At 26.2% G+C, this 14,105-nt stretch carries 8 protein-coding genes and 1 rRNA gene; 7 read left to right on the top strand and 2 right to left on the bottom strand.

The genetic code is table 4. From position 1 onward, the window contains the following. Window positions 1-10: 10 nt before the first annotated feature. Window positions 11-529, bottom strand: a complete 519-nt coding sequence (locus AXW82_RS02265; protein WP_004794398.1) for a PTS sugar transporter subunit IIA — start codon at window positions 527-529, stop codon at window positions 11-13. Window positions 530-766: 237 nt separating this feature from the next. On the opposite strand from AXW82_RS02265, the gene AXW82_RS02270 reads away from it, so the two are divergent. Beyond that, the gene (locus AXW82_RS02270) at window positions 767-1,828 is read left to right on the top strand and encodes a hypothetical protein (protein WP_060913334.1); all 1,062 of its coding nucleotides are present in this window, start codon (window positions 767-769) and stop codon (window positions 1,826-1,828) included. Between the two features lie 437 nt (window positions 1,829-2,265). Here AXW82_RS02270 and AXW82_RS03635 read toward each other — a convergent pair whose 3' ends face one another. After that, window positions 2,266-3,720 (bottom strand): transposase, encoded by a 1,455-nt coding sequence (locus AXW82_RS03635; RefSeq protein ID WP_060913335.1) that lies wholly within the window; start codon window positions 3,718-3,720, stop codon window positions 2,266-2,268. Window positions 3,721-4,004: 284 nt separating this feature from the next. On the opposite strand from AXW82_RS03635, the gene AXW82_RS02280 reads away from it, so the two are divergent. The 6 genes from AXW82_RS02280 to AXW82_RS02305 all read left to right on the top strand — a co-directional run bounded on the left by AXW82_RS02280 (window position 4,005) and on the right by AXW82_RS02305 (window position 14,083). Then, window positions 4,005-5,177: an IS30 family transposase gene (locus AXW82_RS02280; protein ID WP_052746216.1), complete on the top strand. Its 1,173-nt coding sequence runs from the start codon at window positions 4,005-4,007 to the stop codon at window positions 5,175-5,177. A 235-nt stretch (window positions 5,178-5,412) separates the two neighbouring features. Next, a 5S ribosomal RNA gene (gene rrf / locus AXW82_RS02285) occupies window positions 5,413-5,518 on the top strand. A 53-nt stretch (window positions 5,519-5,571) separates the two neighbouring features. Next, window positions 5,572-6,690: a molecular chaperone DnaJ gene (dnaJ, locus tag AXW82_RS02290; protein WP_004794260.1), complete on the top strand. Its 1,119-nt coding sequence runs from the start codon at window positions 5,572-5,574 to the stop codon at window positions 6,688-6,690. A 67-nt stretch (window positions 6,691-6,757) separates the two neighbouring features. Next, window positions 6,758-7,741 (top strand): aspartate--ammonia ligase, encoded by a 984-nt coding sequence (gene asnA, locus AXW82_RS02295; protein ID WP_004794262.1) that lies wholly within the window; start codon window positions 6,758-6,760, stop codon window positions 7,739-7,741. A 130-nt stretch (window positions 7,742-7,871) separates the two neighbouring features. Next, window positions 7,872-9,125, top strand: a complete 1,254-nt coding sequence (locus AXW82_RS02300) for a hypothetical protein (protein WP_004794266.1) — start codon at window positions 7,872-7,874, stop codon at window positions 9,123-9,125. Then, entirely contained in the window at window positions 9,125-14,083 is a 4,959-nt protein-coding gene (locus AXW82_RS02305) for an MGA_1079 family surface serine endopeptidase (RefSeq protein WP_004794267.1), read from the top strand. The genes AXW82_RS02300 and AXW82_RS02305 overlap by 1 nt, the downstream gene beginning before the upstream one ends. Window positions 14,084-14,105 lie beyond the last annotated feature (22 nt).

Here is a 14,105-nt window from a genome sequence, read left to right on the forward strand (position 1 = left end):
ATTTTTTTAATTATTTATCAACAGTTAAAATTGCTTGTTCTACTTCAACAATACCATTTTTATCGTATTCTGAAAATACAACTCCCTTGATATTACTTTCAGGCAATATTGTCACTATTGCATCTGTAATGAAATTATTAGATCTTATTTTTAATAAATCAACCTTAACTAATGGTTCACCAGCTTTAACTTCTTTACCGACTTCAACTAAAGGTTCAAAACCTTCTCCTTGAAGATTTACAGTATCTACACCAATATGTAATAAAACTTTTATTCCGTTTTGTGATTCAAATGCATAAGCATGCTTTGTTGGAAAAATTAACTCTAATTTACCAGATACAGGAGCTTTTAAAATAACTGATTCAGCTGATTCACTAAATTCTATAGCAAAACCTTCTCCCATTGCTCCTATACTAAAAACTGGATCATTAACTTCGTTTAACATCTTTAATTTACCTGGATAAACAGGATAAAGTCTAACAACTTCGCTACTTATTTTCTTTTTAAATAAACTTGAAAAAAATCCCATAATAATCTCCTTATTTTTTAATTAAATTAATTATATAACTTTTAAAAACTATTTTTTATTTAATTCAGTTTCATTCATTTTTTTCTTTTTTATTCAAAAAGCTAATTTTTGAATAAAATTTATATATTTTTTGTATTTTTTTCTAAATCCACTAAAAATAACATAAAAAAAGAATAATTTTGAGTGTGTGATATAATGCTATCCGGAAAAAATAAAAAAATTTAGAAAGGTTGTTATATGTATAAAAAACTAAAACTACTATCAATAATTACTTCAACAACACTTCCTTTATTCATAAGTGTTTCATGTAATTCAATTCAAAATGATACAAAAAAAGAAAATAATTCTAATAATCAAGAGTCTTCAAATACTAATCCTAACTCAAATGCAACAAATGGAAAAAGCACAAACAAAGATGAAATAAATAAAAATGTTATAGGAAATAACATTAAAAATGAAAATGGAAAAGAAGACAATACTTCAAATCCTGAGAAAAATAATTCTAAAGAAGGTGTTCAGGATTTAAAAAAACCTATAGATGAACCAAAAAAACAGGATGACACTAGCGTTAATGATAAAAACAAGAACAATACCAAACCTAGCGACAAAGAAACAACTGAAACTCATTCATCAGAAGTAAAGGAAGAAGATAAATTTAATCTAGAAGAAGTTTATATAAACCACGCAAGACCTAAGTACCCTTGAGATGAAACTAGATGACAAAAGTTCCTACAAAAAGGTAATAGAACTAATTTTCAAAAAGAATTAATCTACTATAGATTAACTGGTAATACAGGAATTTTAAATGAAGAAAAAAAAGTTAATCCCAAAAGAGAAGTAATTGAAAAAAATACACTAACTATGAACCAATTGATTTGAGGTCAAGAAGGATCTTCTTCTGCTGAAAGTAGCTTTAATGACTTCTCAAATAGATACAATAACACTAACTCTTCAATACTGAGAAAAATGATTGAAGAAATTTACTTCATGATTAAATTAACCCTTAATCATGAAAACTTATACAATACTGTGTTTAATAATTATGAAATAGATAATTCAAAAACGAATCTAAGAAATTATATTAAAGAAAACTATAACCAAATCAAACAACATCAAAAAGGTGTTGATAAAGAAATTTTGGTTGTTGATAGAGGAGATGGTTCATTTGATTTAAAAATTTCAAAGGACTATATTGTAAAGACTATTGATAAAATAGTTAAAAACGACCAATACCTCCCTTATTATTATGAATTAATAATCATATATTACTATTTATTTAATTTCGTTTCTAAAAACTAATTACTTTATCTAAAACCATATTAAATACAATGAATGCTGAAAATATGGTTTTTAATTTAAATTAACATTAAAATTAACTTAATATAATAATATAAATAATTATTTATATATTTATAACTTTATAAATGAAAAATCTAAAATTATTAGGTTTTTTATTTTTTTATGTCCATTTTTTTGCATTCTAATGTAGAATAACATGTATTTTGAGCTTATTTTTTGAACATTTAACTCCTTATTTTGGAGTTAAATGTTTTTTCATTTTTTATTTATAGAGTTGTGCACTTTTTTTTAAAAAAAAGTGTCAAAAAACTTAAGCAAAAAAATTTTTTTATTTTTTTGCTTTTTTAAATTTATAAATTTACGCATTTTTTCTAAATTTCCCTACATCAAAAGAGCAATTTTTATTTTTAAAATTTTCATAAAAAATATTAAAATTATTATGCATCAATTCTTATATCATCATTGATGCTTCTGTGCAATGCTCGGAGTATGCTTAAGTATTCGGACATGATTTTATTAGCTTCAAGATTACTATCTTGGGCATTCACGGAAATACTATTAAATTTTGAGATATATAATTCAAGAGTTTTAAAAAACGAATTTGTTTTATTATAGATAAATGCTAGTTTCCCTACAGCTGGAATAGAGTAATCTAATCCTTTCTCTAAAGCTCACATTTCTGTTAAACTTAGATATTTTCCGTTAGGTTCCTTAGCAAAGTATTTTTTATCATTATATTTAAAATACAAATTATCATCCAAAGAATGCACTAATAAAACGTCAGAATTATAAGGGAAGATAATTCTTTTGTTATACATATCAAAGGCTGCGTAATTTTTGCCTTGGTATCTAACAACACCATTTAAAACTTTTCTATTAATCTCTAAATCAACGGCTCAATTGCCGTTTTTCTTTCCCTCTTTTTGAAAAACATTTTGTTTAGAAATTATTTTTTTATTCCTGATATTGTAATAATTTTGAAATACTTCATTATTTTTCTTCAAATCATCAATATTTTTATATCCGTTTTCGTGAATAAGTAACGGATATTGGTCTAGTGATGTCCTAAAAGATCTTTCAACATGTGGTTTATGTTTTGGATTTGATGAACTTAGTACTTCTATTCCCTTTTTATTTAAAACTTTTTCAAAGACTGTTTGTGTGTTTTCGCTTCCTCAAAAACTTCTTCTTTTATCAGCATAGATTTTCTTTGGGAATCCATACTTTTTAAATACAATTTCTAGTAGTCTTTGATATCCTAATGTTGTTTCTTGTTCTTCAAATCATACTGCTAACAATGTTCCTGCTGCTACATCTATTGCATGATAAAGATATAATGGTTTATCATTTTTTAAGTATGGTTCAAGTTGTGCATCAATTTCAACAATTTCGCCGAATTTTAAATTTTTCTTTAGATTTAAAACTTGTCTTTGTTTTTCATTTTGTTTAATCTGTTGATAATAATTTTTTAATATCAAAGTTATATCTTCTGAGGTTTTTTTCTTTGATAATCTTGCAATCCTTCTTCCTCTTTTGGTTGTATGTATATTAAATAAACCTAATTGATTAAATCTCTTAACTAAAGTTTTGTAAGAAATTTTTTCTCTTATAAAAGAACCATACTCAGAATTAAAGTATGTTTTAATTGAAAGTTGATTATTTGTTAGATCTCTATTCAAAATAAACTGACATGTTTCTAAATAATTTTTAAAGACTAATTCTATTTCTGCATCAGTTATTTTGTAATTTCTTTGATGATATTTATTTTTATGTGAGACAACAATTTCTTTTTTGCTTTTAATAACTTTTTTATATCTTTTTACAGTTGATAAACTAAGGTTTGTTATCAAGCTAAGATAAGATAAAGATTTTTCGATATTTTCAGCAATCAATTTTAAAGATTGTTGTTTTTTATTTCAAATTTTGTTAAATTTTTATACTTAAATAAGTTATGTGTTATTTTCATAAATAATTTATACCACTTTCTTGTTAAGTAAGCTCATTTTATATGAGATTAATATGTGGCTCAAAATATATATTATTACACACACAAAAAAAATATTTTTTTATTAATTAGAAAAGTCATATGCAAGTTAAGCATGCATATGACTTTGTTTTTATGTATCCTGTAATAAAATAAATGTGCAAAAACAAGAAAGGATACATTAATATTATAATGAAAAATTTAGGAAAATGAATTTGTATTTTTGATCAATCAAAGAAAGAAAATAAATATACTCATTATGAAATTGCAGAAAATATTGATACTATTTGAAAGTTTCAAGGAAAATTAGAACTAACTAGAAATTTACAGAAAAAACAAATGGATATTGATTCAATTTATAATGCTTTATTTGAAATTAGCCAAGGTATATCAATTCAAAAAGCCTCTAGAAAAATAAAAAGAGATGTGAGAACAATAAAAAACAAAATTGATCTTATGACTAGTAAACATTCAAAAGATTTATTAAAATATCAAAGATTTCAATGTAACAATTGTTTTAAAAGAGTCACTAAGGTTAAAGTTATTCATTTTTCTAAAATATACGATCATTTATTGGATTATAGATACTCAAGATTGTTTTTCAGAAATACTAAGTTACAAGAAAAATGAGAACCATTTAAAGAGTATTGAAATGATATTAGACATAAATATAATAAATACAAAATCAAAAGAAATATTAAAGAAAAGATGCCAAAAACTTCTGTAAAGTTTTTGGTAAATTCTTTTAAGAAATCTCACATTGGCTTTAGCCCTTCTGTTAGTTCAGTGTATAAAAAGATGCAATCCTTACCATTTTATCTAGATTATGAACATATAATTAGAAAATCAGAAGGTAAATATATTAGGAAAACAACCAAGAAGACTAAATTAGTAACATTGAATAACGCTACCGAAATAACTAAGAGACCAAATTATATTAACGATAGATCAGAAATGGGCCATTACGAACTTGATACTGTAATGGGCAAAATTGATGATAAAAAGTGTTTAGTAACTTTGTTAGAAAGACAAACTAGAAAGTCATATGCTACAATAACCAAAAGAGGTTCAAAATATATTCATCAAGCTTTAAATAATATGATTAAAAAGTTTGGTTTAAATATTAAATCCTTAACTGTCGATAATGGTAAGGAAAATGTTTTATTACACAAAATCATTCCTAAAGACAGATTGTTCAAATGTCTTCCATATAGTTCATGGCAAAAAGGCTCCATTGAAAATATGCATAGATTAATAAGGTATTTTATTCCTAAAGGTAAAAGTCTTGACAATTATACTCAAGAAGAAATTGATTTTATGATGGAATGAATAAATAACTATAGAAAAATTATTAATCAACCTTAGATTATTTTAACCCCCCGCCCTTGATTTCAGACAAGGGAGCCTTACTTTTTGAAAAAGTAAGCAAAAGCGGCGAGAAAACTTTTAAAGTTTTCTATTTTCCTATACCTTTTTGTAAATTTAAAATTTGATAAAATTATTTTACAGTTTTTTTATTACATCCTTGCAAATGACTTTTAGAATATTCAAAAAATATTTTTTTTTTTTTTTGCATTCTAAAAAAATATACTATAATATTCTCAGTGGTCATAGCAAGAGGGATCACCTGATACCATTCCGAACTCAGTAGTTAAGCCTCTTTACGCCGACGATAGCCGAAAGGTGAAAATAGGGAGCCGCTGTTTTTTTATACTTTTTTTATTAGCAAATAAACTAATATTGTGCTAAAATTATATTTATGAGTAACAAAAGAGATTATTATGATGTTTTAGGTGTTAAAAAGAATGCAACTGAACAAGAAATAAAAACAGCTTATAGAAGCCTTGCAAAAAAATATCATCCAGATAAATTAAAAGACGGTACAAGTGATAAAAAAATGCAAGAATTAAATGAAGCTTACGAAATTCTTTCAAACCCTGAAAAAAGAAATATTTATGACAATTATGGTCACGATGCAGCAAATGGAGGGGCTGGTGCTGGAGGAGGATTTAACTCTTCTGACTTTTCTGGTTTTGGCGGATTTGAAGATATATTCGAAAATATCTTTGGTGGATTTGGATCTTCAAGAAAAAGGAATGCAAACCAACCAATGAAGGGTTCTGATGTTAAAGTATCAAAGAGAATTTCGTTTATGCAAAGCATTAACGGAGATGAACTGAAAGAAACCATGGATAAATTTGACACTTGTTTACATTGTGGCGGATCTGGCGCCGAATCTAACCATGATATCGAAACTTGTTTGACATGTAATGGTTCAGGATATGTTAGCAAAAGAATGAGAAGTTTATTTGGTCTCACTCAACAACAAGTGGCTTGCGATACATGTGGAGGAACAGGTAAAAAAATTCTTAAAAAGTGTACAGTTTGCAAAGGGCATAAATATGTTAAAACCCAAAGAAGCGTTAAAATACCTATCGCTCCTGGTACTGAAAATGGAACATTATTAAAACTTCAAGGATATGGTGAAGCAGGAACAAATGGTGGTCCATCAGGTGACTTATATATACAAATTGTAGTTGAACCTCATAAACATTTCGAAAGAAGAGGAAACGACTTATACTTAGAATTCCCTGTTTCATTTATAGATTTGATGCTTGAAAAAAATGTTCAAGTGCCTACACCATACGGTAATGTTATAATCGCACTAAAAAGAACTTATGAAACTGGTCAAGTTATACGCCTTGATAAAAAAGGAGTTAAATCTAAACATTTCACTGGTGATCTAAAAATTATTTTAAAGGTTGTTAAACCTGAAATAAGCAAGTCTAATTTAAAAGAAATGATTAAAGTATTTGAAACATTAGAAGACACAACAAACGATAGTTTTGTTAAAGAAATTAACAAAACACTAAAGTAAAAAAACTTAAGCTAAAGAAATTAATCCTTTAGTTTATTTTTTTACAAAAAAATATAAAATTTATAATATGTATAAAAGTAAATTAAATATAAAAGAAACTCAAAAGGCAATTCAAGACTTAAAAAAATTTTTTCAAAAAGAATTGCAAAGGGAGCTAAATTTAACTAGGGCTACAGCACCATTATTTATTGAAAGAAAAACAGGGCTAAATGATGGTTTGAATGGCGAAAAAGCTGTTTCATTTAATCCAAAAGGACATGATAATATTAACTTGGAAGTTGTTCATTCGCTAGCAAAATGAAAGAGAAATGCCCTTAAACAATATAACTATGATGTTTACGAAGGTATTTATACTGACATGAACGCAATAAGAAGAGAAGAAGATTTAGATGACACTCATTCATATTATGTAGATCAATGAGATTGAGAAAGAATTATAAAAAAAGAAGATAGAAATCTAACTTTTTTATTTGATACTGTCAGAAAAATTTACAATGGTATTTATAATACAAAGGAAATGCTTGTAAAAGAATTTAAAACATTAACTAATGACTTAGCGAAAGAAGTATATTTTATATCATCACAAGATTTAGAAAATTTATATCCTAACCTAACATTATCAGAAAGAGAAGATCAAATAACTAAGGAGAAAGGTGCTGTTTTTGTATACCAAATTGGACACAAATTAAAGTCTGGATTAATTCATTCTTTAAGAGCCTTTGATTATGATGATTGAAACCTAAATGGTGATTTATTGGTTTACTCAAATGTTTTGAATAAAACAATAGAACTTTCTTCAATGGGTATTAGAGTAGATGAAAGGTCAATTGTTGAACAAAGCCAAAAAAGTGAAAAAGAAGTGAAATTATTGTCTAATTATCACAAAGATGTTGTCGAGAAAACATTGCCTCTTACAATAGGGGGTGGAATTGGCCAAAGTAGATTAAGTATGTTTCTTTTAGAAAAAATTCATATCGGAGAAGTTCAAGCTAGCTTTTGACCTGATGAATATAGGGGTGAATTAAAGAAAAAAGGAATCGAGTTATTATAATGCACACTGTGCATTTTTTTATATTTTTACAAACATTATTTTTAAATTAAAATATATGTTAATTTATTTGGAAAAAATGCATATTTTAATATTATATATTAAACATAAAAAAATATGCACGTGGAGAAATATGAAAAAAAATAAAAAAATAGCAATAATTACAAGTTTTTTAGGATTAGCACCATTTGTCGTTTTGTCATGCTCTAATCAACAGGCGCAAACGATAGAGCAACCTAAAGAAAAGAAAAATATTGAAAAAAAATATAACCCAAATAATGATTTCATAAATAAACTAAATATTGAAAAAAGTGAGAATCAAGAACAAGATTCTAAAGAAGACTATAACGTTAAGTTTAATGAGTTTGTAGTTAAAAACATTATAAAACTACAAGAAGGTGAAAAAATCGAATCTTCAAAGTTGCCTTCTGAAGTTATTGTTTTTAACTCAAAAGGTTTATATGAATCAAAAAAAGTTACTTGAGAAAATGTACAAGATTTATATGCTTCTAACGAGATGAAAATAAGCGGATCAGTAGAAGGTAGCGACAATTTAAGGGCTTTTGTCGAAGTTATAACAACTCCAGCTTTTAACTCAAGTGATTCTGAATTTACTCTTTTAGATGATAAATTAAAAATCAATGAAGCAAAAACTACAAAAGATGGATCAAAAAGGGGTTCAAGCATATTCAATTTAGTTGATAGAAGCGATTCATCTGAGAGTACTGGATCAGTATGACATAATTGATGAGTTTTTAATGCTAAACAAAATAACATAATTGCTTTCAATTCAGATGAGAGTATAAATGTAAATAGACTAAAACTTGTTTTTGGTAAAATGGGTGGGCAAATAAGCACTGAAGCCCCTGCAGAAGTAAGGATTAAATATTCAAATGATGGCGAAGAGTGGTTTGACGTAAAAAATCAAGATAAAGTATTTGCTAGTGATTTTGGTCCATTAGGAGATCACCATGAATGAAGAGGATCTTCAAAAGTTTTCACAATTAATTTTTCATCAGTAAAAGCAAAATGATTCAGTCTAACATGAAAAGCTCCTAAGAATTCATCAAACCAAGATATGTCTATAGCATTGACTGATTTAAAGTGATTTGGACCTTATTCTTCTTCAGGTTCAATAATTAATAACTTTGATAACACTATTAGCGCTATTCAATTTGGTGATTCAACAATAAATGTAGACTCAAATAATATAAGTATAAAAACAAATTCACTCACAAATGATTTTAAAGTTATTTCTAATGCAACCTTTGTACAAAAAGAATTAGTATTTGAAAATAGTAAATTTAAAACATTTAAGATTATTGCTTTTGATGACTTAAGCACAAAAAATATTTATACAATTAAAATTTCTAAGGAAGACAAATAATGAATAAAACAAAAGTTAAAAACAAATTATTAGCAATTCTTGCTGGATCTTCAATTTTAGCTTTAACAGCATGTACAACAAATAATGCAATAAACCCAAGTAAGGAAAGCAAAAAACAAGAATCTCAAGAATACAATGAAATAACCGCATACTTTGATCAACAAGATCGTTCACTTAATAATATTAAAGAAGTTGTTTTAGGAGACTATTTTAACCAAACATTCAATCAAAAAGAATTTAATAAAAATTTAATAAATTTCTTAAATTTTTATAAAAAAATACTTAATTTGCCTATCGAAAAAGCTAACATTGATAGCTATAATGATGAATCATTTAACAAAGATGAAATAAATGCTTCTTTAAAAAAGTTTGATGAAATTGTAAATACTAATATTTTAGATTTTTCTACAATAACCCTATCTTTAGTTAATGAAATTACTGAAACATATAATAAATTATTAAGTAAAAACAAAAAAATCGAAAACTTTAACTCAAGTTTATTAGATTTCAAATTAACTTTGGTCGATTTTGGTATTGATCCTAAAACATTTGAAAAATTCATTCAAAAAAATTTTTCAGAAATAGTAGGTAAAAAAGAGGAAGTTTTAAACAATATTTTAAATATAAATGTATTGTATGAAGAAATTTCAAGTATATTCACTGAATTTAGTTCTAATAAAGATGTATTACAATCTGAAATTACAAAATTTTCTTTATTGCAAGAAAAATTAAAAGAAACTTCTAATTTAGAAGAACTCAAAACAGAATTAGAAGCACTAAAAAAAGATATTCTAAATAATTTAAAAAATAATAATTTGGTTTCTAATGATGCAACAAAACTCAAAAAGTCAGTTCTTGATTTGATAGAAGAAAATAATAAGTTGACTGAAGACCAAAAAACTGAACTAAAAAATAAGTTAGAAAATTCAAGATCTTCTATTGAAGTAAAAAATATTAGAAAAGAAATTGAAGTAATCACAAGTAATATAAACTCAAAAATTAATGAAATAATTGATAGTTCTGCTTCACAATTTCTTTCTGAAGAAAATAAACAATATTTGAAGATATATTTACAAACATTCGATAATTTTAACGAAATAGAATCATTTGAAACATCTTTTGCTTTAGTTTCCGAAAACTTTAGTCAAGTTTTAGACAAAATAAATTCAATAAAAAATAAAATAAGTAATTCTCAATTGAAGCCTCAATCAATATTCGAATTTTACAAATTAAAAGCAGAATACGATAAATATATCAAAGACGAAAAAGTGTATAGTATTAAATTCTCAAACTTAGATGAAACTAAAGAAAAACTAACTCAACTCATCACTTCTCTTTCAACATTAAAAGAAAATGACAATACAATAACGGATACTTCTAAAACTGTTGAAAATTTATTCTCTGAAGAAGCGCAAAGTAAACTAAAATACAACTTAAATGATAATCTTTCTAATTTTGATTTAAAAACATATTTATTTTCTGCATCTATTAATAAAGAAAATAATAAAATGTATTTAGTTGAAGGTGATACAGATTTAATTGACTACGAAGTAAGAAATATTGCTCTAAAAGAAGATGATAAAAACACTTTGGTATTAACAATAGAAGCAACTTTAAAACCAAACCCTTCTATAAGAGCTACTTTAACAAAAGAAGTTAACGGTTTTACAAATGACATAAATACAGAAATAAGTAAGATTTCTTTTAGCAATCTAGATGAACTTTATAACATTAACTATGAATATGCGCAAAGTTTTACAAATGAAGAGATTAACTCACTGACTAACAATGAAGAGATTAATAAAATTTTAGACTCTAAACTAAATGGGGTAGCAAACTTTTTTGGTTACAAACTAAAAGATAACAGGATTCAAGTAGAAGCAAACAAGTTAAAATCAACTGTTTTGATAACATTTGGTGAACAGACAATTAAGGAAATAGAATTATCTAGTCAAAACGATTTAACTTTTAGAGATGCTTCAAAAACTAAAGAGCAATATCAAGATGAAAAAAACTTAGAAAAAGTAAACAAAATAATTAACGGTACTGCTGATTTATTTTTATCTGAAATAAAATTTAAAGAATCATCAACAAAAAATCATAGCTACTACTTAGCTAGCCAAGCCAAAGAAGCATTTGAAAACGAATATTACATGCCTAAATTTGGTAAGTATGAAATTTTTATTAAAAATGTTGCTACAGCTAACAATCAAATTGGTCATGCACAAGTTGAATTATGATACAAAGAAAATGGTGTTGAAGCACCTTTACCAACCGAAAATTATTTACGTAATAAAAGAAAAAATATTTATTACTTTAGAAGACAAAGCATAGATGATATCCAACCTATTAATCATAAATTTTTTACTGCTGATGATTTTACAACTACAACAAATAGCAGTGTTCCACAAGCTGATATAGATATGTTCAATAACATAACAGAAGCTAACTTTAATTTTAGAAAAGCATTTGGTAAAACTTATAATGATAAAACTTCAATCGGATATAGATCATTAAATATTGACGATTTTATCGAACAAGAAGCATTTAGAAAATTTGAATACTTTATTACTTTAGATAGAGCAACAAATAGGTCTGGTGCCAATCTAGATCAAGAGGAGTTTGTTCCTTTTAATGCACCTTTATACTCAAAAGAAATAACCATAACTAATGATAACGACAGAATCAATAGAATTAAAAATAATTATTATGTTTATGCTTTTGATTTTGAAAAGGTTGGTCGTAGAGGTCTTAATTTTAAATTAGGATTTATTAATAAGGCAAATAATTCGATTAGATACAAACTTGATAAAACTTTTTCTTTAATTAATATCGTTAATGATTATGAACAAATTTTATACCCTGAAATAATCTTAAACAATATAAAACGTAGCGATTTACAAATAAATAATGAATTACTTTCATCTAAGAGTGCCTATGACTTTTCAAATGACTTAGAAGCTTTAAATCAAGCCATTACAATTAATGCTCAAGATGGATTCTTAAAACACAATAACTTCAAAATCAAAAAAGATAAATTCAAAATTGTTGAAATTAAAAGAATTAACAATAATACAGCATTTGTAAGATTCGGGACAGAAAAATATGATCATTCTCTAAAAAATAATGAAGTTGTTCATGAAAAAGTAGATATCAAATCAAAAACTTGATTCAAAATATCAGGGTTTAAAAATTCTTTACCTGAACAAAATAACCCTATACAAAATCTTGATTTTGAAAATTCTAATCTCGAGACTACAGTCACTGAAACAGGCATTTTAAGAAAAAGAATTATTGAACAATATTGAAAAGATTTAAATTGAACATTAAATGAAGAAAAAAATATTGCTTCATGAACATTTGATAAAAAATATATTGAAAAAACATTTTTAAATAATTCTAGAAAAAGAAAATTAAATCTACATATATATGGATACAGATTTGTTAATGACTTCAGAAAAAACGATCGTATCAAATCGGAAATAGATGGACTTAATTTCCAACTTGATTTTGAAGAATTATTAACAAAACAAACAGTTATTAAAGAATATACAATACCATCAACAACAATTAAATCTAATCAAGTTCCAGAAATCAAGGTAAAAATTGTGTTTATTTGAAATCCGGAAAAAGGAATCGATGTTTCATTGATAATTCCTGGACGCGATAATAAAATCGTAATCTCACAGCCTGAAAGTGTTAAATTCTCAAGCGATACAGAAGTATTTAATAAGGATCGCGCCTTTGTAATGCTTCCTGGTGGTTCAAAAGTAAGTATAGAATATGAGAACGATGTTGAAGATGAAGATTTTGGGTTGATAACAAACAAATTTGATTATAATGATGTTGATTATAATCAATTAAACCAACCTATATTATTCTCAAACAAAATTGAAGACTTAATGAATAGAACAACTTATAATCCAAATCAAAATGTTAGCTTCAAACTAAATAATGGGTATAAAACAAATCTTGACCACATTAGACTAAAAGACCATAGAAAAGATCCTTATATAGCTAGCGTATGAGCAAGAACTATGAGATACACTCAAGGTACAGCTACTATGATAGGTAAGGTAAGTAAAGATCCAAAAGACGGAAGATTCTATATGCTTACAAATCACCATGTTCAAGGTATGGATGACAAGGTAAATAATTGAGAAGACTATAGCGGAGAGAATTTCTTAAAAGAATACACAAATACTGCTGATCGTCGCTTAAAACTTTACTTTAATGTTCCGTATGAATATGTTGGAAACAATATAAATCCAGGCCCAAACACAGATGGTAGAGGGTGAGGATATAGTTATGTTAGTGATAATGTTAGAAACCCTGGATTTAGCGTTTCTACAACACTAGTTTGAACAGGTAGAAAACAACTTGATAAATATACAGGAACAAAAACTATTGATGCAGACTTGACCGTAATTGTTTGAGATATTAACCCTATAATTAAAGCCTTAAAAGCTAGAGGTATGATGCATGTTGCTAAACATATAGAAAATTGATTTAATCTACCAGAACTAAAATTCAATTGACAAGGATCAAAATATTCATTCATCCCTGGGCCACACACAAAGGATATAGTTCATATAGGGTATCCACTTGGTGATCAATCAGGATATATTAACCATAGAGCAAAAACAACAGAAAATTCTGTTGCTGTGTCAATTCAAAATGATTATAGTTTTGTTCGTATTACTGGTGGTAATTCAGGATCAGGATTCTTTATCGGAGAAAATGAATATGCCTCAACTCTTTATGGTGGTCATTTAGGTAGAGAGCTTTATGGAAGAAATTATGATACTGAAGAGTTCAATTATTTTGGAATTAACTGAAATAATGAAGATCCACTTACATTAAAAAATAAAAGATCTTTTGGTTCAATGATATTAAGAGCGAATGTTAAAGATCCTAATGCATATGCATTACCATGATTTTTTAAAGAAGTAAAATAGAAAAAATGCACAAGAGTGCATT

The sequence above is a fragment of the Mycoplasmopsis canis PG 14 genome (genome assembly GCF_001553195.1).
GTDB lineage: Bacteria > Bacillota_I > Bacilli_A > Mycoplasmatales > Metamycoplasmataceae > Mycoplasmopsis > Mycoplasmopsis canis.